This is a genomic window from Streptomyces capparidis (assembly GCF_054782095.1).
The window spans coordinates 57,278-82,210 of the sequence record NZ_BAAGTD010000039.1 but is presented as its reverse complement, the minus strand read 5'-3'; the positions used below and the strand labels follow the sequence as shown (position 1 = coordinate 82,210).

Below are 24,933 nucleotides of genomic sequence, written 5' to 3'. Positions count from 1 at the left end.
AATCCACACCGAACCCAGAAGGCCCTCACCCGTTCAAGCACCCAGCCCGCGTGTCACCAACGTCCCGGGACAGCACACCTAGGGGGCGCTCAGGCGGCCCCGCACCGCGGTCTGCACCTCGGCCTCCTCCGCCGGGTCGGCGGCGAGCCTGCGCAGGCGGGCCAGGACCCGCACGTCGCCGATCGCGGCGTGGCGGGCGGCCAGCTCCCGGGTCGCCTCCTCGCAGTCCCACAGGCACTCCACGGCGAAGCCCTCGGGGAACGACGGGTCGCAGGCGGACAGCGCCGCGGCCGCCCTGCCGCGCAGGTGGGAGGAGGACGTCTCGCGGTAGACGTGGCGCAGCAGCGGCGCCGCGCACTCGGTGGGGTGCCGCGCCACGCCGTCGACGAGCACGGTGAGCCCCTCGGCGTCGGCGCCCTCGCCCCTGACCTGGCGGCGCAGCGCCGACAGCACGGCGGGGGCGTCGCCGGGGCCTCCGACGCAGGCCAGCAGGCGGGCGGAGGCGGCGCCGAGGGCGTCGTCGCGGCCGGCCCAGGCGCGGGCGCGGTCCAGCGCCCCGGGGGTGCGCATGCGCTCGAAGACGTCCAGAGCGGCGCGGGCCACCCTCAGGCCGGGATCCTCGGCCGCGGCCTCGATCAGGTCGAGGGCCAGTGGGTCCCCGCGGTCGGCGAGGTGGCGCAGGGCGGCGGCGCGGGCCGCGTCGGGGCCGCTCCGGGCGGCCTCGAGCAACTCGGGGCGGTCGGCGGGGCCGGCCACCGCGGCCAGGCAGCGGGCGGCGGGGGCGTCGCGCTGCTCGGGCGGGTGGGCGGCCGGCCCTGCCTCGGCCCACTCCAGCACCGCCCGGACACTCCAGCCCGGGGTGGGGCCCTTGGGGCGCATCTGGCGCTGCCACCGATGGAATTCGGCCTGTTCCTGCGCCCTGCGCACGCGCTCGTGGTCGTGGGCCCACAGCGCCCAGGGGCGGGGCTCGTACGCCTCCCGGACGGCGCGGCACAGCTCGGCGTCGCCCTCGGGCCCCTCGGGGAAGCGGGCCAGCACGGCGGGGCCGAGGGCGCGCAGCCCCTCGTCGTCGTCGCGCAGCGCGAGCTCGTCCAGGGCCCAGGCCCAGTTGGCGCCCCTGGCGGCGTAGCCGCGCAGCAGGTCCCTGGCGTCGCGCCGGCCGTAGCCCACGAGGTGGCCGAGGACGGCCAGGGCCAGGCCGGTGCGCTGCTCGTCGGTGTCCAGCAGGTCGTCGGGGTGGAACAGGTGCTGTTCGATCCCTTCGAGACAGCCTTCGAGCTCGCTGTACAGGCGCGCGTAGTAGAGGGAGCGCGACTCCAGCCGCCAGTCGCGGCGCGGGTCGCGCACGACGCAGCTCTCCACGGCGGCGAGCGCGTCGGCCCGCCGTGCCGCGAGGGCGTGCAGGGTCCCGTCTCCCCGGCCTCGCTGGAGAAGACCGAGAAGGGAGCCGCTGGGCGCTATGTCTGGGTCGAACATGGGGTCAGCATCCGGTGTGATGTTGTGTGGTGCAACGGGATTTTTCCTGTTCCCATGCCCGGCATCCTTCCGCCGCCCGGACCGGTCCATGCATGGCGCCTCCGATCGGTCGCGCGGCCGCGGCGGGCGCCGAGGCGAGCGCAGACTACCCGGAGACGGGCCTTCCACCGGCTCCGGCGCCCGATATGTCCGCTCTCGCCCCGGCGTACGCCGCCAGGACCACCCTCACGGGTTGTCCCGAAACCCTTACGCCTCCTCGCGCCCTGTGCAACAGTCGTCACTGCCCCGACCATGCCCGCCTGTGGCCTTCCTGCCGATTTCGGAGTGCCCCATGCAGCCCCCCCAGCATGCGGACCGGCTGACGGACGCCGCCGCCGTGGACGCGCTCATCGCCGGCGCGCGGGAGCTGCGCGAGAAGGTGGAGGCGGCCCACCGCGAGAGCCTGGAGCTGCCCGCCGACGACCCCGCGGGCCGCCGGCAGCGCGCGCTGTACGGCCTGGCCGCCCGGCACCTGCGGCACTGCGGGGAGCACCTGGGGCAGTTGCGCGGCGGGCCGGCGGACGGGGACGGCCCCGGGGCCGGGGCGGACGGGGCCGCCTGGGACGGCGCGGCGGGCGGGGCGGCGGCCAGGACGGGCAGCGGGGAGTGGAACCTGGTCACCGATGAGGTGGCCTGGTCGCCCGAGCTGTACGACGTCTTCGGCATGGCGCCGGGCGACGACCCCCTGCCGCTCGACGAGCTGCACACCTGGGTGGTCCCCGAGGACAAGGCCGCCGTCACCGCCATGGTCACCGCCTGCCTGGTGGACAGCAGGCCGCTGGACGGCGAGTTCCGCTTCGCCCGCCGCGACGGCGCGGTGCGCAGCGTCCACATCACGGGCGAGCCCGTGCTCGACGACGACGGCAACGTGCGCTCGCTGTGGGCCCTGGTCCGCGACGTCACCGACCTGGCGGCCGAGCGCAGGGCCGCCCGGGAGTCCTCGCTGCGGTGGCGGCGGGCCCGGGAGGGCGGCGGCGGGAGCGCCCCCGAGCCCGGGAGCGGCGCGGCGGAGGCCGGGCACGGGGCGGCGCGGGAGCTGCGCAACGCCGTGCTGCCGCCGTGGCGGGGCCGACTGCGGCTGCCCGGCGAGGGCCCGCTGCGGCTGGACATCGCCGCACGCCGGCTGGTGCGGGGCGGCGGCGCGCCGGGCGGCGGCGACTGGTACGACGCGCTGGAGCTGCCGGACGGGTCGGTGCTGCTGTCCGCCGGGGAGCTGGCCGGGGCGGGGCTCCCGGCCGCGGCGGGCCTGGCCACGCTGCTCGGCGCGCTGCGCGGCATGGCGTCGGCCGGGACCTCCCCCGGCGCCGCGCTCGCGGGCCTGAACCGGGTGCTGGGCGTCCGCGGCAGGTCCACCCTGTGCGGCGCGGTGTGCTGCCGGTTCGAGCCGCGTTCGCGGGTCCTGACGTGGGCCAGGGCCGGGCACCCCGCCCCGGTGCTGTACCGGGGCGGGACCGCCCGCACGCTCCCCTCCCCCCGGGGCGTGGTCCTCGGCGCGACGCCGGTCACCGACTGCCCGGAGCAGGACGCCCGGTTACTCCCCGGTGACGTGGTGCTGCTGTACACGGGCGGCCTGCTGCGCCGCGGGGACGCCCGCGACCCGCTCGCGGAGCGGCTGCTGCCCGGCCTGTCGTCCCGGATGGCCGCCGCCCGGGACGCCAGGGAGTGCGCGCACGCGCTGGTGGAGGAGTTCGCCGCCGTGGGGTTCGCCGCGGAGCGGACCGGCGCCGACGACGAGCCGGGGCCCGGCGCCGGGGAGGTCGTGGCCGGTACCGCGGCGGCCGAGGGCGGCGCTCCCCCGGGACACGGCGGGGCGGGGCACGGCACCGTGGGGCGCGGGACGGGCAGGCGCGGGGCCGAGGTGTTCGGGTCCGTGCCGCTGCCGGGGGCGTTCCCCCCGGACGGGGCGGACGGCGGGGACGCGGCGGGCCTCGCCGCCGGTGCGGACGACGGCGCGTGCGTGCTCGTCGCCCGGGTGGACTGACACCGGGCGGCCCGGCGCCGCTCCCCCGCCCCCTGCCCCCGCGGCTAGGTCGCGACCGGCTTGGCCGGGCCGCCCGGCAGGGCCGCCTTGATGTCGGTGCGCAGTTCCGCGATGTGTCCGGTGTCGGCGTACCGCGCGGTGAGCCGGTACATCTGGCGCAGCCGGTCCCAGGTGCGGTGGGAGGAGGTCTCCCCGATGCTGAGCAGCGCCAGCCGGGCGTAGCGCTCGGCCTGATCCGGGTCGTTGCCTATGAAGCAGGCGGAGGCCATGGAGAGGTAGTCGAAGATCGTGGAGCGCTGGAACCCCTTGCCGCGCAGGTTGAGCGCCTTTCTGGCGTGGTACTGCGCGGGCCTGGACGCCGCCGGGTCGTGTTCGGCCAGGCAGCGGTAGGCGAGCGCCTGCATGCCGTGCAGGTCGGCCTCGTCGAACATCTGCATCCAGCTCGGCGGCGGCACGTCGCCCCGGTCGGAGACGAACAGGTCCTCCGCCTCGCCGAGCGCCCGCCGCATCGCCTGCCCCTGGCCCTTGCCGGCCAGCGCCCACGCCTCGACGGTCCGCAGCATCGCGCGGGTGCGGGGCAGCGCCTCCTTCCCGGAGCCGGACCTGGCGAGCGCCATCAGGTCGAGCGCGTCGTCGGGCCGCCCGAGGTGCACCATCTGCCGGGCCGCGCGGGAGAGCGCCTCACCGGCGCGCGGGCGGTCGCCGCCCTCCCTGGCCGCGTGCGCGGCGATCACGAAGTACTTCTGCGCCGTCGCCTCCAGGCCCACGTCGTGGGACATCCAGCCGGCCAGCGCCGCCAGGTTGGCCGCCACGCCCCACAGCCTGCGCTGGAGGTGCTCGGGGTGCCGGTAGGCGAGCATGCCGCCCACCTCGTTGAGCTGGCCGATCACCGCCTTGCGCTGGAGTCCGCCGCCGAGGTTGGCGTCCCAGGCCCGGAAGACCTCCACGGAGCGCTCGAGCGCGGTCACCTCGTCGGAGCCGACGGGGGCCGCCTCGTAGCGGTCGGCGGACGCGTGCTGGGCCGTGCCGAAGGAGTCGAAGGGGGTCGCCGGGGCGTCGGCCGCCAGCGCCGGGTCGGTGAGCAGCCACTCCTGCATGGCTGCGGTGAGTGCTGATCCTGCGGCGAGCGCTGCGCCCGCGCCCACCAAGCCGCGTCGGTTGAGCATGAGGTCCATTCCCGTGAATTCGGTGAGGACCGCGGCGGTCCGTTCCGGCGGCCACGGCAGGTCTGCCACTGCCTGGTTCCTCCGCGTGCGCCGGTGCCGGTCGAACCCGAGATCCTCTGTGGTCACGACACGGCCGAGGCGCTCGGTGAACAATGCGGCCAGCACCCGGGGCACGGGGTCGCGGGGGGATTCGCCCTTCTCGATCCAGCGGCGCACCCGCGAGGTGTCCGTGGCCAACTGGGGGTGGCCCATCCGGGCCGCCTGCCGGTTGACGAGTCTGGCGAGTTCCCCCTTGGACCATCCGGTGAGCCCGAACAGGTCCGCGAGTCGGGTGTTGGGTTGCTTGCTCACGTTGTTACCAGCCCCCAGGTTCCTCGGCAGGACCGAGGCTAGTGGCCGCACACCGGGGGTCGCGAGCATTCGCCAGGGTTCGCCAGGGTCCGCCAGATGGTCTGCCACCCGCGCCACGGTGTGGTGTGGGAACGTGCCACCCGGGTCCGGCGGAAGCCGGCCCCGGCACCGGAGGAGGGCCCCGGCAGCGGCCGGGCACGGCCCGGCGGGAACCGCTCCGTGACCGGCGGAGCCCGGGTGGCGGCACGATGCACAAGGGGGGCGGCGGACGGGCTCCCGGGCCGTACGGGCGAGGCACCGCATTCCCCAGGGTGCGGGACGGACCCGTCGGGCCGGGGCGCCCTCCGCGCGCCACCCCGCGCCACCTCCGCACCGCCCACCCGACGTCCCCCGGGGCCCGGCGGCGGCGAAGCGGTGGCGGACCGCCGGCTCCCCCACCGGCGCAACCGCGAGAGCAGGAAGGGAACTGTCGCCCCCTCATGTACTCAAGCCCGTCCCCCGTGTCCGCTCCGACCCGGCCGCCCCGACCGACCAGGGACGGCGGCGCCCTGGGCGCGCCCAGAGCCCTGGCGCCGCGCACCGACGCCGTGCCCGGGCCCGCGGCCGCAGGCCCCCGCGCGACGCCGGGCCGCTCCCGCCTTCTGCCGGCAGTCGCGGCCGTCGGCGGGAGGATCGACCTGACCGGCCCTCAGGGCAACCGCCTGCGCGCCGTCATCCGCTCGGTGCAGCGGATATGTCCGGAGTTCGCCCCGGCCCAGTTGCTGCGGCGCGGCGGCCGGTCCGTGGTGCTCACGGGCACGGCCGGGCGGGTGCCCGTGGTCGCCAAGTGCCTGCTCGACCACTCCTCCGACGCGGCCGGGGAGTTCCGCCGCGAGATCGCGGCCTACCGGGCGTTCGTCCGCCACCGCCCCCCGGCGCGGGCACCGCGCCTGGTGGCCGCGGACCCGGGCAGTTGCGTCCTGGTGCTGGAGCGGATGCCCGGCCGGCCGGCGGCGGCGCGGCGGCATCCGCTCCAGGCCCCGCCGCGCGCGGACGTCCGGGCGGTGATCGGCGCGTTCTGCCGGATCAACCTGTGGCGGCCCACGCCCGGCGTCTTCGAGGCGCCGTTCGACTACGCCGCGCGGATCTCCCGGTTCCACGACCTCGGGCTGCTCACCGACCGCGACGTCGGCGACCTGCACCAGTTGCTGCGCGGGCTGACCAGCACCCCGGGGCAGTTCTGCCACGGCTCGGCGCTGCTGTCCAACGTCATGCTGTGCCCGACCGGGCCCGTGCTGCTGGACTGGGGCCAGGCCGGCTGGTACCTGCCGGGGTACGACCTCGCCGTGCTGTGGACGGTGCTCGGCGACGACCCGCTGGCCCGCCGCCAGATCAGCCAGCTCGCGCAGGCGCAGGGGCCCATGGCGCGGGACGCGTTCCTGGTGAACCTGATCCTGGTGCTCACCAGGGAGATCCGGATCTACGAGACCGCCGTGCAGCACAGCATGCACGGGCTGCACCCGGCGCCGGGCGGCGTCGAGGGCGGGGAGGAGCAGCGGCTGCTGCTGCGCCGCCTGCACGACGACTGCGGCATGGCACGCCGCGCCGTGCGGGCCGCGGTGGGCACGCGCTGAACGCGCCGCCCCTCGGGGGCCGGCCGTGGCCTTGCGCGTCAGGGCAGGGCCACGGCCTCGGCGGGGACGCGACGGGGATCCGTGACGGGGGCGGATCCGTGACGGGGGGTCGCGACGGGGGCGGTGCCGGCGGGCGGCGCGGCGGGGGCGCGTCAGCCCTGCTGGAACATCTCCGCGGGCAGCGGCTTGAGCAACTGGTACAGGTCGTCGGTGATCGGCCGGTCCCAGGTGGCGATGGTGACCTGGACACCGTCGCTGCGGTCGAACTGGGCGCAGGCGACACGGCTCTCGGACAGCTTGATGCGGCGGACGATCAGCAGGTTGTCGCCGTGCATGACGGGGGTGTCCTCGCGCTCCACCTCGTGCACCGGCTCGTCGTTCTCCAGCGCCGCGAGCAACTGCGCCACCTCGAACGGGGCCTCGCCCTCCTGGGTGTCCCGGGCCGGGGAGCCCTCGGGCAGGTTGCCGATCAGCATGGCGGGGCCGCGGCCGCCGTAGAGGTCGTAGCGCAGAAAGATGCCCTGGCAACTGCCATCGGGGCCGGCGAGGAGTGCGGCGCCCAGGCTGCCGGGCCAGTCCCCGGGATCCATGGCCAGCACGTCGAAGTCCGGCCCGGTGGGAACGTTGGAGGATCGGCGGCGGAGGAACGACATGCCGCCATCGTACGTCTCCGCGGGGTGGGCCCCCGCCCGGCGTCCTCCCGCGCGGCGGCGCCGGATCCGCCGCCGCCCCGCCCCGGTCGTTCGGGCCGCGCGGCAGGTCAGGTCAGGTCGAACTCGCCGTCACGGGCGCCGAGGACGAAGGCGCGCCACTCGGCGGGGGTGAAGATCAGCGCGGGGCCCTCGGGGTTGCGGCCGTCGCGCATGGCGACATAGCCCTCGACGAAGGCGATCTGCACGTCGCCGACCCCCTGTGTGCTGGACAGCCACTGGGCGCCGGACAGGTCGAGCTTCGGCTTCTTCCCGCCGTCGCCGCCCGCCTGCCCCTCGGCCGGGACCTGCTCGGTCGTGCTCTCCGCCACGGTGCGTCTCCTCGTCGAGTGTGGGCCGGGCTCCAGACTAGCGATCGGGGGCGGTGCCCGGCAGGCACACGTCGCAGCCGGGCGGCGGCGCCCGCGCGCGGGGCCGCCGTGCCCGTCGCGCCCGTACGGGTCAGGTGCCGGGGGGCTCGGCGCCGACCAGCCACATGGCGAAGAACTGCGAGCCGCCGCCGTAGGCGTGGCCGACGGCCCTGCGGGCGCCGTCCACCTGGTGGTCGCCGGCCGTGCCGCGCACCTGGAGGGCGGCCTCGGCGAAGCGGAGCATGCCGGAGGCGCCGATGGGGTTGGTGGACAGCACCCCGCCGGACGGGTTGACCGGCAGGTCGCCGTCCAGCTCCGTCACCCCGGCCTCGACCAGCTTCCAGCCCTCCCCCGGCTCGGCGAAGCCGAGGTTCTCCAGCCACATCGGCTCGTACCAGGAGAACGGCACGTACAGCTCGGCCACGTCCACCTGGCGGCGGGGGTCGGTGATCCCGGCCTGCCGCCAGACGTCGGCGGCGCAGTCCCGCCCGGCGCGGGGGCTGACGCTGTCCTTGCCGGGGAACAGGGTGGGTTCGCTGCGCATCGCCCCGCCGTGCACCCAGGCGGGCGGGCGCGGGGCGCGGGCGGCCCCGGCGGCGCCGGTGAGCACCATGGCGCAGGCGCCGTCGGAGGAGGGGCAGGTCTCGGAGTAGCGGATGGGGTCCCACAGCATGGGCGAGGAGCGCACCTTCTCCAGGGTGACGTCGTGCTCGTGCAGGTGCGCGTAGGGGTTCTTCAGGGCGTTGCGGCGGTCCTTGTGGGCGACGAGCGAGCCGACGGTGTCCGGGGCGCCGGTGCGGCGCATGTAGGCCCGCACGTGCGGGGCGAAGAACCCGCCCGCTCCGGCGAGCAGCGGGGCCTGGAACGGGATCGGCAGCGACAGCGCCCACATGGCGTTGGACTCCGACTGCTTCTCGAACGCGAGGGTGAGCACGGTGCCGTGGACGCGCGCGGCGACCAGGTCGGCGGCGACCAGCGCGGTGGAGCCGCCGACGGAGCCCGCGGTGTGCACCCGCAGGATGGGCTTGCCCACGGCGCCGAGGGCGTCGGCGAGGTAGAGCTCGGGCATCATCACGCCCTCGAAGAAGTCGGGGGCCTTGCCGATGACGACGGCGTCGATGTCCGCCCAGCCCAGCTCGGCGTCGGCCAGGGCGCGGGCGGCGGCCTCGCGGACCAGGCCGGCGAGGGACACGTCCCGGCGGGCCGAGGCGTGCTTGGTCTGGCCGACGCCGACGACGGCCACGGGCTCCTTGCTCATGGTCACTCCCCTTCCAGGACGGCCACCAGGTTGTGCTGGAGGCAGGGGCCCGAGGTGGCGTGGGCGACGGCGCGGCGGGAGGTGCCCTCGTGGATGCGGGCGGCGGCCTCGCCGAGCCGGGCCAGTCCCGCCACCATCACGGGGTTGGCGGCGAGCGCCCCGCCGGAGGGGTTGACCGTCACGCCGTCGGCCAGGCGCAGGGCCCGCCGCAGCACCACCTCCTGGGAGGTGAAGGGGGCGTGCAGTTCCGCGGTGTCCACGGGCGCGTCGAACAGTCCGGCGCGGGTGGCGGCCTGGCGGGTGGAGGGTGAGTCGGTGAGGTCGCGGGAGCCGAGCTGGTGGGTCTCGACGCGGTGGTCGAGGCCGCGGATCCAGGCGGGCCTGGGGTGCAGGCGCCTGGCGGTGTCGCCCGCGGCGAGCACCACGGCGGCGGCGCCGTCGCCGACGGGCGGGCAGTCGTGGCGGCGCAGCGGGCGGACCAGGTACGGGTCCCCGGGGTCGGGGGCGGCGGTGACCTGGGCGGCGGGGTTGCCGGCCGCGGCGGCGCGGCTGCGGGCGGCGATGCCGGCGAGCTCCCGCTCGTCGGTGAGCCCGGCGTCGAGCAGCGCCTGGGCCTGGAGGGCGGCGAGGGCGACCGAGTCGGGCCACAGCGGCGCGGCGCAGTACGGGTCGAGCTGGCGGGTGAGCACGTCCCGCAGCTCGCCGGGCGAGGACTTGCCGAAGGAGTAGACGAGCGCGGTGTCGGCCTGCCCGGTGAGCAGCTTCACCCACGCCTCGTACAGCGCCCAGGCGCCGTCGGCCTCCACGTGGGACTCGCGGATCGGCGGCCAGGCGCCGACGCCGTCCAGGGCGAGGGTGAAGCTGAAGGCGCGTCCGGCGAGGTAGTCGCTGGAGCCGGAGCAGGTGAAGCCGATCGCGCCCGCGGTGAGGCCGACGGCGTCCAGGGCGCGGTGCAGCACGGGCATGAGGATCTCGACCTCGGAGAGCCGGTCGGCGCGGCGCACGGTGGGCGACTGGGCGAAGGCGACGATCGCCACGTCCCTCCGGCCGGGCGGGGCGGGAGCGCTCACAGCGCCTCCTTGTAGGTGTCGTAGTCGGCGTCGGGCTCGCCGGTGGGCCGGAAGTGGTCGACGGAGGCCAGGGTGGGGGCGAGCCGGTCGCCCTCGGCCCACACCACCTCCACGCGCAGGCCCATGCGCACCTGGTCGTAGGGGATGCCGCCGATCCTGGAGTGCAGGGTGAGGTCGGCGCCGTCGAGCAGGATGTGCGCGTAGACGTAGGGCACCTCGATGTCGAGGTTGCGGGCCTTGACGCTGACGACGCAGAAGGTGGTGACGGTGCCGCGGGGGCCCACCTCGACCTGCTCCTCGGTGGCGACGCCGCAGGTGGCGCAGGCGCCGCGCGGGGGGACGCTGGTCCTGCCGCAGCGGGGGCAGCGCTCGCCGAGGAAGCGCCTGCCGGTGAGGGCGGTCAGGAAGCGGGAGTGGGCGAGGCCCGGGGTGTAGGTGTAGTCCAGGCGGGCGGGGGCGGCCAGGGCGGTGACGGGTTCGCCGGGGAAGCGCCCGGTGTGGGGGCGGGCGGCGGGCGCGGGGGGCGGGCCGCCGGGGTCGGGCTCGAAGCAGGCGATGTCGGTGATGGCGCCCCGGCGCTCCTCGGCCCAGCGCACGCGCACGCGCATGCCGGTGCGGACGGCCTCGGGTCCCGGCGCGTCCAGGGCGTGCAGCAGCGCGGTGTCGGCGCCGTCGAGGCGGACCAGCACCCAGGCGAAGGGGCGGGCCAGCGGCTGGCGGGGCCGGGGGGCGGGGTTCCATGCCCAGGTGGTGACGGTGCCGCTCTGGCCGACCTCGACCAGGTCCCGCAGTTCCTCGGCGGTGTCCGGGTCGTACTCGGCGGGCGGCACCAGGACCCGGCCGCCGGGAGTGGCGGCGCCGAGCACGACGCGTTCGCGCAGGCCCGTCAGGAAGGCGCCGAGCACCGGGCCGAGCGAGCGGGTGAACGGGAATTCCACGACCAGCGGTGCGCTGAGGACCTCGGGCACTGGGGTTCCCCTCCTTGTGGTCCTGGTGTGGTCGGTCCTTGGGGTCGGTCCTTGGGTCGGTCCTGGTGCGGTGGTGGCGGGCGCGTTCGGGTGCGCGCGGGCGCGGCGCCGGTCCCGGGCGCGGGGGCTCAGGCGCGGCGGAAGACGGGGGCGCGCTTCTCGGCGAAGGCGCGGGCGCCCTCGCGGGCGTCCTCGGTGGCGAAGATCGGCCAGCCCTTCTCGAGCTCCCGGGCGAGGCCGTCGGGTTCGCTGAGCGAGGCGGTGTCGTAGACGGACGCCTTGACCGCCTCGACGGCGAGCGGGCCGTTGGCGTTGATCAGCTCGGCGGTCTCCAGGGCCCGCTCCAGCGCGGTGCCGTCGGGGACGGTGTGCCCGATCAGGCCGATGCGCAGGGCCTCGGCCGCGGTGTAGGGGCGACCGGTGAGCAGCATCTCCAGGGCGTGGGTGCGCGGGATCTGGCGGGCGAGGCGGACGGTGGAGCCGCCGATGGGGAACAGGCCGCGCCTGACCTCGTACAGCCCGAAGACGGCGCTCTCCCCCGCGATGCGGATGTCGGTGCCCTGGAGGATCTCCGTGCCGCCGGCGACGCAGTGGCCCTCGACGGCGGCGATCACCGGTTTGCGGGGGCGGTGGTGGCGCAGCATCGCCTTCCAGTGCAGGTCGGGGTCGGCGTCGAGGCGGTCCCGGTACTCCTGCCCGGCCATGCCGCCGCCCGCGTCGAGGGCCTTGAGGTCCATGCCGGCGCAGAAGGCGCCCCCCGCGCCGGTGAGCACGACCGAGCGCACCGAGTCGTCGGCGTCGGCCTCGCACCAGCCGTCGTGCAGGCCGACGAGCATCGGCAGGGACAGGGCGTTCTTCGCCTCGGGCCGGTTGAGGGTGAGGACGAGGGTGGCGCCGTGGCGCTCGACGGTGAGGTGTTCCGTGCCGCCCATGCTGTCCGCACCTCCGTGTCGTCGCGGGCCGCCCGGGGCCGCCCTGGCCGATGTGAGCCGGGTGCCGCCGGGGGCGCCCGGGCCGCCGCCGCGGGGGCCGGTGACGAGAACAGGTTGCAGTAAGGGCAGGTCGAGTTCAATAGTTTTCTGACGCTGAGTCAGATTGGTGGGGTGACGAGTCTTCCCACCTCGCGCCCGCGGCGCTCTACTGGGACTGCTTCGCGAAGCGCCCGTACCCCGGAGAGCAGCCCCCGCGTTGGAGGAGCCGTGGAGTACAACCTGGCCGACCTGTTCGAGTCGATCGCCGACACCGTCCCCGGCCGCGAGGCGCTGGTCCACCTCGACGTCCCCGGCAGCGGGGCGGAGCGGCGGCTGACCTACGCCGAGCTCGACGCGGCGGCCAACCGGCTCGCCCACCACCTGCGCGACGCCGGCGTCGGGCCGGGGCAGCACGTGGGGCTGCACCTGTACAACGGCGTGGAGTACCTCCAGACCGCGCTGGCCTGCCTGAAGATCCGCGCCGTGCCCGTCAACGTCAACTACCGCTATGTGGAGGAGGAGCTGGTCCACCTCTACCGGGACGCCGACCTGGTGGCGCTGGTGCACGACGCCGAGTTCTGCGACCGGGTGGCCGCCGCGCTGCCCCGGGTGGCGGGTCTGCGGCACCTGGTGCGGCACGGCACCCCGCGGGAGGGCGCCGCGGTGCCGCCCGCCGTGCCGTTCGCCGAGGCGGAGGCGTCGGGGTCGCCGGAGCGGGACTTCCCGCCGCGCTCCGCCGACGACCAGTTCATCATCTACACCGGCGGCACCACGGGCCTGCCCAAGGGCGTGATGTGGCGGCACGAGGACCTGTTCTTCTCCGGGATGGGCGGCGGCGCGCCCACCGGGGAGCCGGTCTCCCGGCCCGAGGAGCTGGCCGAACGGGTCGCCGCGGGCGGCGAGGGCCTGGTGTTCTTCCCGACGGCGCCGCTGATGCACGGCACCTCCACCCTGACGGCGTTCATCGGGTTCTTCTACGGCCAGAAGGTGGTGCTGCACACCAGGTTCGCGCCCGAGGAGGTGCTGCGCACCATCGAGCGGGAGCGGGTCACCAGCGTCTCCCTGGTCGGCGACGCGATGCTGCGCCCGCTGGTGGACGCGCTGGCCGGCCCGGCGAAGGGCACCGACTGCTCGTCGCTGTTCGCCCTCAGCAGCTCGGGCGCGGTGCTCTCGCCCACGGTGCGGGACCGGTTCGGGCAACTGGTGCCGCAGGCGACGGTGCTGGACAACTTCGGCTCCAGCGAGTCCGGGTTCAACGGCACCGCCGTCGGCGGGCCCGGGGCGGAGGGCGGCCTGCGGCTGCGGATGAACGGGCGCACCACCGTGGTGGACCCGGCCACGCTGGAGCCCGTCGGGCCCGGGGTGCCCGGGCGGATCGCGCAGTGCGGCCATGTGCCGCTCGGGTACTACAACGACCCCGCCCGGACCGCGGAGACGTTCTTCGAGCGGGACGGGCGGCGCTGGGTGCTGCTCGGCGACATGGGCACCGCCGAGCCCGACGGCACGGTGCTGCTGCTCGGCCGGGGCTCGCAGTGCATCAACACCGGCGGGGAGAAGGTGTACCCGGAGGAGGTCGAGGTGGTGCTCAAGGCGCACCCCGACGTGTACGACGCGGTGGTCGCCGGGGTGCCGGACGAGCGGTGGGGCAGCCGGGTGGCCGCGGTGGTGCAGCCGCGGGAGGGAGCGGGCACCCCCACGCTGGAGCAGGTGCAGGCGCACTGCCGGACGCGGCTCGCCGGGTACAAGATCCCGCGGCTGCTCGTCGTCGCCCCGCTCATCCAGCGCTCCCCCAGCGGCAAGGCCGACTACCGCTGGGCGAAGGCCGTCGCCACCCGGGCCGCGGAGGGATAGCGCGGCGCGGAGCCGGTGTGCGCGGAGCCCGCCGCGGTCGCCCCTCGTGGGGGCGGGCGGCGGGCTCGCGGGTGCCCGGGGCGCTTCCGCGCTCCCGGGGCGGGCCGTCACACCGGCCGCTCCCCGCCCTCCCAGTACGGGGCGCGCAGGTGGCGCTTGTAGAGCTTGCCGTTCGGGTCGCGGGGCAGCTCCGCGACGAAGTCCACGGACCTGGGGCGCTTGTAGCCCGCCAGCCGCCGGGAGCAGTGGTCGAGGATGTCCGCGGCCAGGGCGGGTCCCGGCTCGTGGCCGGGGGCGGGCTCGACCACGGCCTTGACCGCCTCGCCCCAGTCCGGGTGCGGGACGCCGAAGACGGCGGCGTCGGCCACGGCGGGGTGGGTGAGCAGCTCGGACTCGACCTCCGCCGGGTAGATGTTCACCCCGCCGGAGATGATCATGTCGATCTTGCGGTCGCGCAGGTACAGGTAGCCGTCCTCGTCGAGGTACCCCAGGTCGCCGACGGTGAAGAAGTCGCCGACGCGGTTGCCGCGGGTCTTCGCCTCGTCCTTGTGGTAGCTGAACCCGCCGGTGCTCATCTTCATGTAGACGGTGCCCAGCTCCCCCGGCGGCAGTCGCGCGCCGTCGTCCCCGAGGACCGCGATCTCGCTGATCGGCCAGGCCCGGCCGACCGTGCCCGGCCGCCGCAGCCACTCGGCGGCCGTCGCGAAGGTGCCGCCGCCCTCGCTGGCCGCGTAGTACTCCTCCACGCACTCCCCCCACCACTCGATCATGGCCCGCTTGACGTGGTCGGGGCAGGGCGCGGCGCCGTGGATGGCGTGCCGCACGGAGGACACGTCGTAGGCCCGCCTGACCTCCTCGGGCAGGGCGAGCAGCCGGTGGAACTGGGTGGGCACCATGTGGGTGTGCGTGCAGCGGTGCCGGTCGATGCGCCGCAGCATCCCCTCGGGTGTCCACTTGTCCATCACCACCACGCGGTGCCCGAGGTGCAGCGACGCGGCGGCGAACTGGAGCACGGCCGTGTGGTACAGCGGCGAGCACACCAGGTGGACGTTGCCGTCGAAGGGGCGGATGCCGAAGAAGGCGAGGAACCCGCCGAGGTACAGCTCCTCGGGCGGCTTGCCGGGCAGGGGGCGGCGGATGCCGCGGGGGCGGCCGGTGGTGCCCGAGGTGTAGTTCATCACCCAGCCCGCGGTGCGGTCCCGCGGCGGGGTGTCCGGGTGCCCGTCGAGCAGCTCGGCCCAGGGGCGGAAGCCGGGCACGTCGCCGACGCCGAACCGCCGCTCCTCGGGCAGGCCCGCCTCGTCGGCGGCGGCCGCGGCCCGGTCGGTGAAGCGCTCGTGGGCGATGAGCACCTTGGCGCCGCAGTCGGCGACGATCCAGGCGATCTCCGGGCCGACCAGGTGGTGGTTGACCGGCACCAGGTACAGCCCGGCCTGGGCGGCGGCGAGGTAGGCGGTGAGGAACTCCGCCCCGTTCGGCAGGACCACGGCGAACGCGTCGCCGCGGGCCAGGCCCGCCGCGCGCAGGCCGTGGACGAGGCGGTTGCCCGCGGCGTACAGCCGGGCGGCGGACCACTCCTCCCCGTCGGGCGCCACGAGCACGGTGTGGCCGGCCTTCCCCTCGCGCAGCTCCTGGGCGGTCCTGGCCCAGAAGCCGTTCGGGGCGTTCGAGGTCATGCGGGCCCCCTCGGTGGTTGCCGTGGTGGTGTGCCGCCGGGCGGTGTCAGCCGCGGCCGGCGAGGCGGTTGAGCCGGTCCAGGGCGCGGGCGAAGCCGCGGGTGAGGTCGTCGAAGACCTCGGCGACGGAGCGCTCCTCGGTCATCCGGCCGACGATCTGGCCGACGGGCGTGCCGAGCAGGTCCCGGTTCTCGTACCGCTGGATGCGGGAGACCGCGTCGGCGACCAGCAGCCCCTGGAGCGGCATGGGCAGCGGGCCGGGTCCTGCCGGGTCCTCCCAGGCGTCCGTCCACGCGGTGCGCAACTGGCGGGCGGGCTTGCCGGTCAGCGCCCGGGAGCGGACGGTGTCGCCCGAGCCCGCGGCGAGCAGCTTCCCGGTGAGCACCGACGAGCGCAGCTCCGCCTCCCTGGTGGTGAGCCACACCGAGCCCAGCCACACGCCCTGGGCGCCCAGGGCGAGGCCGGCCGCCATCTGCTCGCCGCTGCCGATGCCGCCCGCCGCCAGCACCGGCAGCGGGTCCACGGCCCGCACCACCTCGGGGGTGAGCACCATGGTGGCGATCTCCCCGGTGTGGCCGCCCGCCTCGTAGCCCTGGGCGACGACGACGTCGATGCCCGCGTCCCGGTGCCGCTCGGCGTGGCGGGCGCTGCCAGCCAGGGCGGCGACGAGGACGCCGCGCTCGTGGGCCCGCGCCACCACGTCGGGCGGCGGCGAGCCCAGGGCGCTGGCCAGCAGCTTCACCGGGTACTCCAGGGCGACGTCCACCTGGGAGCGGGCCACCTGCTCCATCCAGCCGGTGATCCGCCAGCCGGCGCGGTCCCCCTCGGCGAGCTCGGGGACGCCGTGCTCGGCGAGGATCCGCGCCACGAACGCGCGGTGCTCCTCGGGGATCATCGCCTCGACGTCGGCCTCGGTGACGCCCTCGACCTTCTTGTGGGGCATCACCACGTCCACGCCGTAGGGCCGCCCGCCGGTGTGCTCGTCGAGCCAGTCCAGGTCCTTGGCGAGCTCGCCCGCGGCGGCGTAGCGCACCGCGCCCAGGACCCCGAGCCCGCCGGCCCTGCTGATGGCGGCGGCGACCGCGGGGAAGGGCGTGAACCCGAAGATGGGGTACTCGATCCCGAGCCGCCTGCTCAGCTCCGTCTCCATGGTGCGCAGGATGCCGCAGGGAGGGGGAGGATGGAAGAGATTATCTGACATGGCGTCAGTTTTTTGAGTGAGGGGGCGGGGGGGTGGAGGGGGGCGGGTTCGGTCGGGGATCGCTCCTGGGAGCGGCGGGCTGGGCTGCGGCGGCTGGGCGGCAGGTCGGCCTGGGCGGCGCGGACCCGGTTGGGGCCGATCATCGGACTGGGCGGGTCGGGCACGTCGGCGGCGTCTCGGGGGACCGCCGTCCGCGCCCTCGCCGAGGGCGCGGACGGCGGGGAGGCCGCACGGGGGGCGTGGGACGCTGGTGAGGCGGCGGCCTCAGGGCCGCCGTGGGCCTTCGGCGCCCGTCCGCGCCCCGCGTCGCGGTGAACCGGGCCCGGACCGGTCGGGCCGGGCCGTGGCGTGGGGCTAGCGGCGGACTCGGGGCATGCCCAGGCCGAGCCAGGAGATGATCTCGCGCTGGATCTCGTTGTTGCCGCCGCCGAAGGTGAAGATGACGGCGCTGCGGTAGCCGCGTTCCAGTTCGCCGCGGAGCACCGCGCCCGCCGAGCCCTCCTGGAGCGGGCCCGCCGCCGCGGTCACCTCCATCAGCGCGGCGTAGGCGTCGCGGCGGGCCTCGCTGCCGTGGACCTTGACGGCGGAGGCGTCGTGCGGGGTGAGGGTGCCGTGCTGGAGGGCGTCCACCATCCGCCAGTTCAGCAGCCGCATGGCCTCCAGGCGGGCGTGGGTGCGGGCGAGGGTGCGCCGCACCCAGGGCAGGTCGGCGACGCGGCGGCCGTCGGCGAGTTCGGTGGCGGCGGCCCAGCGGCGCACGTCGGCCAGGGCGCGCAGGGCGGCGTTGCCGTGCGCGGCCAGGGTGACGCGCTCGTGGTTGAGCTGAGTGGTGATCAGCCGCCAGCCGTGGTGCTCGCGTCCGACCAGCGCGGAGGCGGGCACCCGTACGTCCTGGTAGTAGCTCGCGGTGGTGTGGTGCCCGGCCAGGGTGCGGATGACCGTGTACGAGTAGCCGGGGGCGGTGGTGGGGACCAGCAGGATCGAGATGCCCCGGTGCGGCGGCGCCTGCGGGTCGGTGCGCACCGCGAGCCACACCCAGTCGGCGCTGTCGCCGTTGGTGGTCCAGATCTTCTGCCCGTTGACCACGTAGGAGTCGCCGTCGCGCACGGCGCGGGTGCGCAGCGCGGCCAGGTCGGTGCCCGCGTCGGGCTCGGAGTAGCCGATCGCGAAGTCGATCTCGCCCGAGAGGATCCGGGGCAGGAAGTACGCCTTCTGCTCGTCGCTGCCGTGCGCCATCAGGGTCGGGCCCACGGTGTTGAGCGCCATCAGCGGCAGCGGCACCCCGGCCTGGGCGGCCTCGTCGAAGAAGACGAACTGCTCGACGGGGCTCATGCCCCGGCCGCCGTACTCGGTGGGCCAGCCGACCCCGAGCCAGCCGTCCGCGCCGAGGCGGCGGATCGTCCGGCGGTAGAACCTCTTCTGCTCCGCCGGGTCCGCGTGGCGGGCGGTGGCGTCCTCGGGCATCAAGCCGGCGAAGTACGCCCGCAGTCGCGTGCGCAGTTCCCGCAGCTCCGGCGAGTAGTCCAGGTGCACGGCCCCTCCTTCGTCCGGTCCGGGTCGCTGTCGGCGGCCACGGTAGAACGTGTTCCATCAATTGGGAACGACGAGGGGCGCGGGGGACGGGGGCACGGGGATGAGGGCGCCGGGTCGAGGGACGCGGGCGAGGGGCGCGGACCCGGGCGGCGTGCGCCCGGGCGCGCCGCGGGTCAGCCGCCGATCTCGCGGATGTCGCCGGCGACGATGGCGCCGTCGCTGACGGTGTAGGTGCCCTCGAAGGTGCGGTGCCCGCCGCCGGTCTGGGCGGCCTCGATGCGCACCCGCACCTCGGGCCCCGTCACGCCGAGGATGTGCACCCGGTCGTGCTCGGTGCCGGCGAAGCCCGCGGCGAACTCCTCGTAGGTCGGCGCGAAGCTGTCGCCGCCGAGCTCCCAGGCGCGGCGGTAGTCACCGGCGTTGATGGCCGCGTAGTAGGCGCGCACCACCTCGGCGGGCCCGGGCGCCGGCGAGGGCTCGGCGGAGGTGGGCGGGTCCTCCGCGGGCAGCTCGACGGGCGGCGGGACGGCCACGGATTCGGACGGCCGCGGGACGGGCCCGGCGGGGGACGGCCCGGCGGCGGGCGTGGACGGCGCGGCGGACGGCAGGATCACCACGGGCGGGCGCGCCGCGGGCTCGGCCTCGCCCTCGTCCCCGTCCGTGGTCAGGGCGAGGGCCGCCACGACCACGACGACGGCCGCGGCGGCGGCTCCCGCGGCGACCACGGCGGCGGTCGCCCGGCGGCCCTGCGCGGCGGGGCGGCGCGCCCGCTCCCGCGGAAGCGGCGGGGGCGGGCCGTACCGCAGGCCCTCGGACGGCGGGCGCCAGCCCGCGTCGTCCGCCCCGGGTGGCGGGCCGGCGGGTGGCGGGCCGGCGGGCGGCGGGCCGGCGGGCGGCGGGCCGGCGGGTGGCGGCGGAAAGGGGGGCCTCGGCGGTGCGTCGGTCATCGTGCGTGTCCCCCGTCGTGCGCGAACGAACGGGGCGCGGCAGCGGAACCGTCCCCCCGCGGAGGCTCGACGCTGCCACGCCCTCCCGGCCTCCGCTCCCCCGTCTCCCCGTTTCAGCGGCGCCGGCCTTGCGTGCACCAGTGTGGCGCACCCGATGTGGGCAGACCTTGGGGAAACCTTGAATCCGCTGGTGGCGCACGCTTTCGCGGAGCGGAGCGCGAGCGTCCCCCGAACGGGGGAAAACGGGGGCGGCGGCAGCGCGCCTCGTTGCACCGGGCGGGGGCGGGGTCGATGTTGCTGACGCATGAGCCACGTTCAGGCCTTCTACGAGTCCGTCTACTCCCACACCTCCCCCTTCGGCGGGCACCGCGCCCCCTGGGACATCGGCGAGCCCCAGCCCGCGCTCGCGGCGCTGACCGACACCGGGGCCGTCAGAGGCGAGGTCCTGGACGCCGGCTCCGGCACCGGGGAGCTGAGCCTGTTCCTGGCCGCGCGGGGGTACGCGGTGACGGGCGTGGACCTGTCCCCCGCGGCCGTGGAGACGGCCGCCGCCCGGGCGGAGGAGCGCGGGCTGTACCCGGTCTTCGTCGTCGGCGACCTGCTGGACCTCTCGCCGTTCCCCGCCCGCTTCGACACGGTGGTCGAGTGCGGCGTCCTCCAGGGCTTCGACGACGCCCAGCGGGCCCGCTACGCCGGGTCGCTGCACGCGGCGACCCGGCCGGGCGCCCTGGTGCACCTGCTGAACCTCTCCGCCGAGGGGCGCAGGGCCGCCGCGGAGCGCGGCGCGGCGCACGGGGTGCCGGACGAGGTGCTCGCCGACCTGCGCGGCCCCGACCCGGAGGACCTGCGGGCGGTGTTCACCGACGGCTGGGCGGAGGAGTCCATCGTCCCCGCGACGATCAAGACCATGTTCCCGGCGGAGGGCGGCCGCCCGGCCGAACTCCCCGCCTGGCTGGCGACCTTCCGGCACACATAGCCCGAGGGACGGCGGAGCGGTCGAACCGTCAGGGCGTCAGGCCGTCAGGGCGGCGCGCACCGGGGCGACGGGGCCGTCGGCCCGTCACGCCGTCAGCGGCCCGGCCAGCACCGTGCGGGCGGCCTCGCGGTCGCCGCTCCAGGTGATCGCGGGGTCGTCCGCGGCCAGGCGGCCCCACAGCGCGAGCAGCAACTCCTCCGCCGTCGCGGCGAGCTCGGCGACGGGGGCGCCGGGGCCGTACGTCCACTCCTCGCCGGTGTCGGTGGCGCGCAGCCGGATCGCCCGGCCGGGCGGGCGGGCGCGGCCGCGCGCGACCTGGCGGGGCGCCATGGTGTCGAACACCTCCGCGACCCCGTCGCCGGCGAGCCCGGGGTCGAGCGGTCCTGGCGCGCCGAGGGCCAGTTCGGCGTCCCAGCGGTGGACGAGCGTCTCCAGCAGGCGCCGCCGCTGCCAGAACCCGGCCGTGTGCGGCGGGTGGAACGTCCAGGCCGGCGCGGCCGGGTCAGTGTCCAGGGCCGCCAGCAGGACCGCCGCCGTCTCGTCGAACCACCGCCGCAGGGCCGCGTCGTCCGTGGGCGGCGGGGGCGGCCGCAGGTCGCCGTGCCCCTCGGTGACGGCCGCGGCCGCCCACAGGTTGCCCCTGCCCAGGTGCCCGGCGAGGTCCCGCAGTCGCCAGCCGGGGCAGTGCTCGACCGGGGCGGACAGGTCGCCGTCGAGGCAGGCCCGGAAGGCGTCGAGCTCGCGGCGCAGCGGGGTGCGGCGGGAAGGGGTCGGCATGCCCGGAGCCTACGGCGCGGCGCGACGCCCGGCCAGCCCTCCGCCGGCCCTCGCCGACCCCCTCGACACACGCCCTGACCTGCACAGGACCATCCTTCGGCCAAAGGTGCTAGGCTCGCCCGGAGGCACCGATGAAGATGCTGATCAACGTCCCCGAGACCGTCGTCGCCGACGCGCTCCGGGGGTTCGCCGCCGCTCATCCCGAGCTCACCGTGGACGTCGAGAACCGGGTCGTCATCCGCCGGGACGCGCCCGTGGAGAACAAGGTCGCGCTGGTGTCGGGAGGCGGCTCGGGGCACGAGCCGCTGCACGCCGGGTTCGTCGGGACGGGCATGCTGGACGCGGCCTGTCCCGGTGAGGTGTTCACCTCCCCGGTTCCCGACCAGATGGCCCGCGCCACCGCCGCGGTGCACAGCGGCTCGGGCGTGCTGCACATCGTGAAGAACTACACGGGCGACGTCCTGAACTTCAAGATGGCCGCCGAGCTGTCGGAGGACGACGGCATCGAGGTGCGGCAGGTGGTGGTGGACGACGACGTCGCCGTCCGCGACAGCACCTTCACCGCGGGGCGGCGCGGCACCGGGGCCACCCTGTTCGTGGAGAAGATCGCCGGGGCGCTGGCCGAGGCCGGGGCGCCGCTGGACCGCGTGGCCGAGGTGGCGCGGAAGGTCAACGAGTCCTCGCGCAGCTTCGGGGTGGCGCTGAGCGCGTGCACCACGCCCGCCAAGGGCAGCCCCACCTTCGACCTGCCGCCCGGGGAGCTGGAGCTGGGCGTCGGCATCCACGGCGAGCCGGGCCGGGAGCGGCGCGGGATGATGACGGCGCGGGAGATCGCGGACTTCGCGGTCGAGGCCGTGCTGGAGGACCTGCCGCCGGGCGGTCCGGTGCTGGCGCTGGTCAACGGCATGGGCGGCACTCCGCTGCTGGAGCTGTACGGGTTCAACGCCGAGGTGCAGCGGGTGCTGGCGCAGCGGCACGTCGGGGTGGCCCGCACGCTGGTGGGCAACTACGTCACCTCGCTGGACATGGCGGGCGCCTCGGTGACGCTGTGCCGCGCCGACGACGAGCTGCTGCGGCTGTGGGACGCGCCGGTGTGCACCCCCGCGCTGCGCTGGGGCTGCTGAGCCATGGGCGCGCAGTTCGACGCCGGGTTCTTCCGGCGCTGGCTGGCCGAGGCGACCGCCGCCGTGGACCGCGAGGCCGCGGCGCTGACGGAGCTGGACTCGGCGATCGGGGACGCGGACCACGGCAGCAACCTCCAGCGGGGCTTCACCGCCGCCTCCGCGGCCGTCGAGGGCGACCCGCCGGCCACACCGGGCGCGGTGCTGATCGCGGTGGGCCGCCAGTTGATCGGCAAGGTCGGCGGTGCCTCGGGCCCGCTGTACGGGACGGCGCTGCGCCGCGCGGGGCGCGCGCTCGGCCAGGAGGAGCGGGTCGGCGCCGAGGCGCTGCGGGACGCGCTGGCCGCCGCGGTGGACGGGGTGCGCGAGCTCGGCGGCGCCGAGCCGGGCGACAAGACGATGCTGGACGCGCTGGTCCCGGCGGTGGAGGCGTACGGCGCCGCCCTGGAGCGGGGCGAGGCCGGGGCGGGGGCGCTGCGGGCCGCGGCCGCCGCGGCGGCGGAGGGCGCGCGGGCCACGGTGCCGCTCCAGGCCCGCAAGGGCCGGGCCAGCTACCTGGGCGAGCGCAGCATCGGCCACCAGGATCCGGGGGCGACCTCGGCTGCGCTGCTGGTGGAGGCGCTGGCCCGGGTGGCGGAGGAGGCGGCGTGAGCGGGGACGCGCTGGTCGGGGTGGTGCTGGTCTCGCACAGCCGGCAGGTCGCGGAGAGCACCGCCGCGCTGGCCGCGGGTCTGGTCGGCCGGGCTCCCGTGGCGCCGGTGGCGGCGGCGGGCGGCACCGAGGACGGCGGGCTCGGCACCAGCGCGGAGCTGGTGCTCTCGGCGCTGCGCGAGGCGGACCGGGGCGCGGGCGTGGTGGTGCTCGCGGACCTGGGCAGCGCGGTGCTGACGGTGAAGTCGCTGCTCGCCGACGAGGACGGGCTGCCGGAGCCGGTGGTGCTGGCGGACGCGCCGTTCGTGGAGGGGGCGGTGGCCGCGCTGGTCACCGCGTCCGCGGGGGCGCCGCTGGACGCGGTGGTGGCGGCGGCCAAGGACGCGTACGCGTACCGGAAGGAGTGAGCGCGGGGCGGGTCAGCCCTGGCCGGTCGGCGGGGCGTCGTACCAGGCCGGACCCTCGGCGAGGGCGAGTTTGACCGCCTCGCGGCCGCGCTCGGCGAGGGTCGGCAAGGCGTCGGGGGCGAACCAGCCGACCTCGAGTGACTCGTCGTCGGCCACCCTGGCCTCGCCGCCGACCGCGCGGCAGCGGAAGACGACGTCGAGGTACCGGGCGCGGTCGCCGTTCGGGTAGGCGATCTCCTCGGTGGTGCGGACGGCGGCGAGCCGCTCCACGGCGACGCGCACGCCCGTCTCCTCGTACACCTCGCGCGCCGCGGCGTGGGCGGGCTGCTCGCCCGGTTCGAGGATCCCGGCGAGCACCGCCCAGCGCCCGGTGTCGCTGCGGCGGTTGAGCAGGATCCGGCCGGAGGCGTCGAGGACGACGGCGGTGACGCCGGGCAGGAACAGCGACCGGTGGCCCACCTGGGACCGCAGCTCGCGCAGGAACTCGGGCATCGCCATGACGGGCACCCTACTGGGTGCCCCGGCGGGCGGCGGGCTCAGGGGCCGCCGGGCGGCCCGGTGAGGGCGCCGGGGCTGGCGAACGCCTGCGCGATGTCCAGCCAGCGGTCGGCGTCGGGCCCCTCGGCGCGCACCGCGAGGTCGGCGCGGGGTCTGCGCCGGGTGACGAGCAGGCAGAAGTCGAGGGCGGGCCCGGTCACCCGCTGCGGGGCGTCGTCGGGGCCGAACGCCCACCGCCCGCCGCCGGGTGCCTGGAGTTCCACGCGGAACGGCTCGTCCGGCGGGGTCAGGCCACGGACGCGGTAGGAGTAGTCCCGGGTGCGCCAGCCGAGGCGGGCCACCTGCCGCAGCCGGGGCGTGGGGTCGCGGCGCAGGCCGAGGCCGTCCACGATGTCCTGGCCGTGCGCCCAGGTCTCCATCAGCCGGGCGGTGGCCATGGAGGCGACGCTCATCGGCGGCCCGTACCACGGCACCCGGGTCCCGGCCGGGCTGGCGCGCAGCGCCTCCCCGACGGCGTCCCGGCCCCGCCGCCACCGGCGCAGCAGCTCGGGCGGGTCGGTGCGGGCGCCGAGGGCGGCGGCGTCGTCCACGAAGGAGCCGGGCCCGGCGAGGGCCTCGCGCTCGTGCGCGGCGAAGCTGGCGGCGTCGGTGAGGGCGAGCAGGGCGACCTCGTCGGTCCAGGCCAGGTGGGCGATCTGGTGGGCGACCGTCCAGCCGGGCGCGGGTGTCGGGGCGGACCAGGCGCCGGGCGGCAGCGCGGCCACCAGGGCGTCCAGTTCGCGGCCTTCGGCCTCCAGGTCGTCGAGCGCCGCTGCCGGATCGGCCACGGTGGGTCGGCCCCCTTCCGGGTGTTCGGGTGCGCGCCGTGCGCGGGACGGTCCGACAGCCTGGCAGTTGGGCGGGGTGGGCATCAAGGCTGCCGGCGCGATCCTCCGGTGCGCGGGGCCGGCGCGGTGGCGCCGGTCGCGGCCGTCAGGGGCCGGGGCGGCCACGCACGCCACCTGCCGGCACCCGACGCGCTCCGCGCGTCCCCGCCCGGGGTGTGCCGCCTGCGGCGGCCCGGTTCCGGCCCTTGTACGGCGGCCGACAGGTCGAATATTTCGAATCGTTCATCGCCATTTGCGGACCGGTCCACTGGACGCGCGAGGCGCGGCTGGCCCGCCCACTCACCGCCGCACACCCCTTGACCGCCCCGAACGGGCGTCCCTACAGTCCCAGTGTCGCATTCGCAGGAGTGATGGCCGTTCACACTCTTGTCCAACCCGACGCTGGCCCCCGGGCTGGGCCCCGCAGCTCGCCGCACCCAGAACCGAAAGATTCGAGCATCGACTCGACCCCTTTC

The 24,933-nt window shown here is 76.4% G+C and carries 22 protein-coding genes; 7 read left to right on the top strand and 15 right to left on the bottom strand.

The window, feature by feature from the left end:
- Positions 1 to 78 precede the first annotated feature (78 nt).
- Positions 79 to 1,476 carry a HEAT repeat domain-containing protein gene (locus ACYVO2_RS26890; RefSeq protein WP_461010591.1) on the bottom strand — a complete coding sequence of 466 codons (1,398 nt, stop codon included), beginning with the start codon at positions 1,474 to 1,476 and terminating at the stop codon, positions 79 to 81.
- 331 nt (positions 1,477 to 1,807) lie between these two features.
- Here ACYVO2_RS26890 and ACYVO2_RS26885 point away from each other — a divergent pair, with 331 nt between their 5' ends.
- On the top strand, positions 1,808 to 3,496 hold the full coding sequence (locus ACYVO2_RS26885) for a SpoIIE family protein phosphatase (protein WP_461010590.1): 1,689 nt from the start codon (positions 1,808 to 1,810) through the stop codon (positions 3,494 to 3,496).
- A 44-nt stretch (positions 3,497 to 3,540) separates the two neighbouring features.
- On the opposite strand, the gene ACYVO2_RS26880 is transcribed toward ACYVO2_RS26885, so the two are convergent.
- Positions 3,541 to 5,013, bottom strand: coding sequence for a DNA-binding protein NsdB (locus tag ACYVO2_RS26880; RefSeq protein ID WP_461010589.1), 1,473 nt, complete (start codon positions 5,011 to 5,013; stop codon positions 3,541 to 3,543).
- A 479-nt stretch (positions 5,014 to 5,492) separates the two neighbouring features.
- Between ACYVO2_RS26880 and ACYVO2_RS26875 the strand changes: the two genes are divergently transcribed.
- On the top strand, positions 5,493 to 6,626 hold the full coding sequence (locus ACYVO2_RS26875) for an aminoglycoside phosphotransferase family protein (protein WP_461010588.1): 1,134 nt from the start codon (positions 5,493 to 5,495) through the stop codon (positions 6,624 to 6,626).
- A gap of 152 nt (positions 6,627 to 6,778) precedes the next feature.
- Here ACYVO2_RS26875 and ACYVO2_RS26870 read toward each other — a convergent pair whose 3' ends face one another.
- The 6 genes from ACYVO2_RS26870 to ACYVO2_RS26845 form a co-directional block, all read right to left on the bottom strand.
- Positions 6,779 to 7,279, bottom strand: a complete 501-nt coding sequence (locus tag ACYVO2_RS26870) for a hypothetical protein (RefSeq protein WP_461010587.1) — start codon at positions 7,277 to 7,279, stop codon at positions 6,779 to 6,781.
- A gap of 107 nt (positions 7,280 to 7,386) precedes the next feature.
- Positions 7,387 to 7,647, bottom strand: a complete 261-nt coding sequence (locus tag ACYVO2_RS26865; protein ID WP_461010586.1) for a DUF397 domain-containing protein — start codon at positions 7,645 to 7,647, stop codon at positions 7,387 to 7,389.
- A gap of 130 nt (positions 7,648 to 7,777) precedes the next feature.
- The gene (locus ACYVO2_RS26860; RefSeq protein ID WP_461010585.1) at positions 7,778 to 8,944 is read right to left on the bottom strand and encodes a thiolase domain-containing protein; all 1,167 of its coding nucleotides are present in this window, start codon (positions 8,942 to 8,944) and stop codon (positions 7,778 to 7,780) included.
- A 2-nt stretch (positions 8,945 to 8,946) separates the two neighbouring features.
- Positions 8,947 to 10,014, bottom strand: coding sequence for a lipid-transfer protein (locus ACYVO2_RS26855; RefSeq protein ID WP_461010584.1), 1,068 nt, complete (start codon positions 10,012 to 10,014; stop codon positions 8,947 to 8,949).
- On the bottom strand, positions 10,011 to 10,982 hold the full coding sequence (locus tag ACYVO2_RS26850; RefSeq protein ID WP_461010583.1) for a Zn-ribbon domain-containing OB-fold protein: 972 nt from the start codon (positions 10,980 to 10,982) through the stop codon (positions 10,011 to 10,013). The genes ACYVO2_RS26855 and ACYVO2_RS26850 overlap by 4 nt, the downstream gene beginning before the upstream one ends.
- Before the next feature lie 128 nt (positions 10,983 to 11,110).
- A complete protein-coding gene (locus ACYVO2_RS26845; protein ID WP_461010582.1) occupies positions 11,111 to 11,914 on the bottom strand; it encodes a crotonase/enoyl-CoA hydratase family protein in 804 nt (267 codons plus the stop codon).
- A gap of 267 nt (positions 11,915 to 12,181) precedes the next feature.
- Between ACYVO2_RS26845 and ACYVO2_RS26840 the strand changes: the two genes are divergently transcribed.
- Positions 12,182 to 13,804 (top strand): acyl-CoA synthetase, encoded by a 1,623-nt coding sequence (locus ACYVO2_RS26840; protein ID WP_461010581.1) that lies wholly within the window; start codon positions 12,182 to 12,184, stop codon positions 13,802 to 13,804.
- 107 nt (positions 13,805 to 13,911) lie between these two features.
- Here the strand turns inward: ACYVO2_RS26840 and ACYVO2_RS26835 are convergent, their stop codons facing one another.
- The 4 genes from ACYVO2_RS26835 to ACYVO2_RS26820 form a co-directional block, all read right to left on the bottom strand.
- Positions 13,912 to 15,480 carry an acyl-CoA synthetase gene (locus ACYVO2_RS26835; protein WP_461010580.1) on the bottom strand — a complete coding sequence of 523 codons (1,569 nt, stop codon included), beginning with the start codon at positions 15,478 to 15,480 and terminating at the stop codon, positions 13,912 to 13,914.
- 46 nt (positions 15,481 to 15,526) lie between these two features.
- Complete coding sequence (locus ACYVO2_RS26830) at positions 15,527 to 16,630, bottom strand: NAD(P)H-dependent flavin oxidoreductase (RefSeq protein WP_461010579.1); 1,104 nt, start codon at positions 16,628 to 16,630, stop codon at positions 15,527 to 15,529.
- A gap of 405 nt (positions 16,631 to 17,035) precedes the next feature.
- Complete coding sequence (locus tag ACYVO2_RS26825; RefSeq protein ID WP_461010578.1) at positions 17,036 to 18,214, bottom strand: acyl-CoA dehydrogenase family protein; 1,179 nt, start codon at positions 18,212 to 18,214, stop codon at positions 17,036 to 17,038.
- A 173-nt stretch (positions 18,215 to 18,387) separates the two neighbouring features.
- Positions 18,388 to 19,161, bottom strand: a complete 774-nt coding sequence (locus ACYVO2_RS26820) for a nuclear transport factor 2-like protein (protein ID WP_461010577.1) — start codon at positions 19,159 to 19,161, stop codon at positions 18,388 to 18,390.
- Positions 19,162 to 19,465: 304 nt separating this feature from the next.
- Here ACYVO2_RS26820 and ACYVO2_RS26815 point away from each other — a divergent pair, with 304 nt between their 5' ends.
- Entirely contained in the window at positions 19,466 to 20,137 is a 672-nt protein-coding gene (locus ACYVO2_RS26815; RefSeq protein ID WP_461010576.1) for a class I SAM-dependent methyltransferase, read from the top strand.
- 84 nt (positions 20,138 to 20,221) lie between these two features.
- On the opposite strand, the gene ACYVO2_RS26810 is transcribed toward ACYVO2_RS26815, so the two are convergent.
- Positions 20,222 to 20,914: a maleylpyruvate isomerase family mycothiol-dependent enzyme gene (locus tag ACYVO2_RS26810; RefSeq protein WP_461010575.1), complete on the bottom strand. Its 693-nt coding sequence runs from the start codon at positions 20,912 to 20,914 to the stop codon at positions 20,222 to 20,224.
- 131 nt (positions 20,915 to 21,045) lie between these two features.
- On the opposite strand from ACYVO2_RS26810, the gene dhaK reads away from it, so the two are divergent.
- From dhaK to ACYVO2_RS26795, 3 genes are read left to right on the top strand one after another with little or no spacing between them, the layout of a single operon-like run.
- Positions 21,046 to 22,038 (top strand): dihydroxyacetone kinase subunit DhaK, encoded by a 993-nt coding sequence (gene dhaK / locus ACYVO2_RS26805; protein ID WP_461010574.1) that lies wholly within the window; start codon positions 21,046 to 21,048, stop codon positions 22,036 to 22,038.
- Positions 22,039 to 22,041: 3 nt separating this feature from the next.
- On the top strand, positions 22,042 to 22,686 hold the full coding sequence (gene dhaL / locus ACYVO2_RS26800; RefSeq protein WP_461010573.1) for a dihydroxyacetone kinase subunit DhaL: 645 nt from the start codon (positions 22,042 to 22,044) through the stop codon (positions 22,684 to 22,686).
- Entirely contained in the window at positions 22,683 to 23,093 is a 411-nt protein-coding gene (locus ACYVO2_RS26795) for a PTS-dependent dihydroxyacetone kinase phosphotransferase subunit DhaM (protein WP_461010572.1), read from the top strand. Before dhaL ends, ACYVO2_RS26795 begins: the two co-directional genes overlap by 4 nt.
- Before the next feature lie 12 nt (positions 23,094 to 23,105).
- On the opposite strand, the gene ACYVO2_RS26790 is transcribed toward ACYVO2_RS26795, so the two are convergent.
- Together ACYVO2_RS26790 and ACYVO2_RS26785 are read right to left on the bottom strand one after the other, a co-directional pair.
- The gene (locus tag ACYVO2_RS26790) at positions 23,106 to 23,591 is read right to left on the bottom strand and encodes an NUDIX hydrolase (RefSeq protein WP_461010571.1); all 486 of its coding nucleotides are present in this window, start codon (positions 23,589 to 23,591) and stop codon (positions 23,106 to 23,108) included.
- 38 nt (positions 23,592 to 23,629) lie between these two features.
- Positions 23,630 to 24,418 carry a TIGR03084 family metal-binding protein gene (locus tag ACYVO2_RS26785; protein ID WP_461010570.1) on the bottom strand — a complete coding sequence of 263 codons (789 nt, stop codon included), beginning with the start codon at positions 24,416 to 24,418 and terminating at the stop codon, positions 23,630 to 23,632.
- Positions 24,419 to 24,933: the final 515 nt, after the last annotated feature.

Excerpts from the sequence above, each read along its gene's own strand:
- ACYVO2_RS26875 (WP_461010588.1), top strand. The coding sequence starts at position 5,493 with ATGTACTCAAGCCCGTCCCCCGTGTCCGCTCCGACCCGGCCGCCCCGA.
- ACYVO2_RS26815 (WP_461010576.1), top strand. The coding sequence starts at position 19,466 with ATGAGCCACGTTCAGGCCTTCTACGAGTCCGTCTACTCCCACACCTCC.
- ACYVO2_RS26810 (WP_461010575.1), bottom strand. The coding sequence starts at position 20,914 with ATGCCGACCCCTTCCCGCCGCACCCCGCTGCGCCGCGAGCTCGACGCC.
- dhaL (WP_461010573.1), top strand. The coding sequence starts at position 22,042 with ATGGGCGCGCAGTTCGACGCCGGGTTCTTCCGGCGCTGGCTGGCCGAG.
- dhaK (WP_461010574.1), top strand. The coding sequence starts at position 21,046 with ATGAAGATGCTGATCAACGTCCCCGAGACCGTCGTCGCCGACGCGCTC.
- ACYVO2_RS26885 (WP_461010590.1), top strand. The coding sequence starts at position 1,808 with ATGCAGCCCCCCCAGCATGCGGACCGGCTGACGGACGCCGCCGCCGTG.
- ACYVO2_RS26790 (WP_461010571.1), bottom strand. The coding sequence starts at position 23,591 with ATGGCGATGCCCGAGTTCCTGCGCGAGCTGCGGTCCCAGGTGGGCCAC.
- ACYVO2_RS26820 (WP_461010577.1), bottom strand. The coding sequence starts at position 19,161 with ATGACCGACGCACCGCCGAGGCCCCCCTTTCCGCCGCCACCCGCCGGC.
- ACYVO2_RS26835 (WP_461010580.1), bottom strand. The coding sequence starts at position 15,480 with ATGACCTCGAACGCCCCGAACGGCTTCTGGGCCAGGACCGCCCAGGAG.
- ACYVO2_RS26830 (WP_461010579.1), bottom strand. The coding sequence starts at position 16,630 with ATGGAGACGGAGCTGAGCAGGCGGCTCGGGATCGAGTACCCCATCTTC.
- ACYVO2_RS26845 (WP_461010582.1), bottom strand. The coding sequence starts at position 11,914 with ATGGGCGGCACGGAACACCTCACCGTCGAGCGCCACGGCGCCACCCTC.
- ACYVO2_RS26870 (WP_461010587.1), bottom strand. The coding sequence starts at position 7,279 with ATGTCGTTCCTCCGCCGCCGATCCTCCAACGTTCCCACCGGGCCGGAC.
- ACYVO2_RS26890 (WP_461010591.1), bottom strand. The coding sequence starts at position 1,476 with ATGTTCGACCCAGACATAGCGCCCAGCGGCTCCCTTCTCGGTCTTCTC.
- ACYVO2_RS26860 (WP_461010585.1), bottom strand. The coding sequence starts at position 8,944 with ATGAGCAAGGAGCCCGTGGCCGTCGTCGGCGTCGGCCAGACCAAGCAC.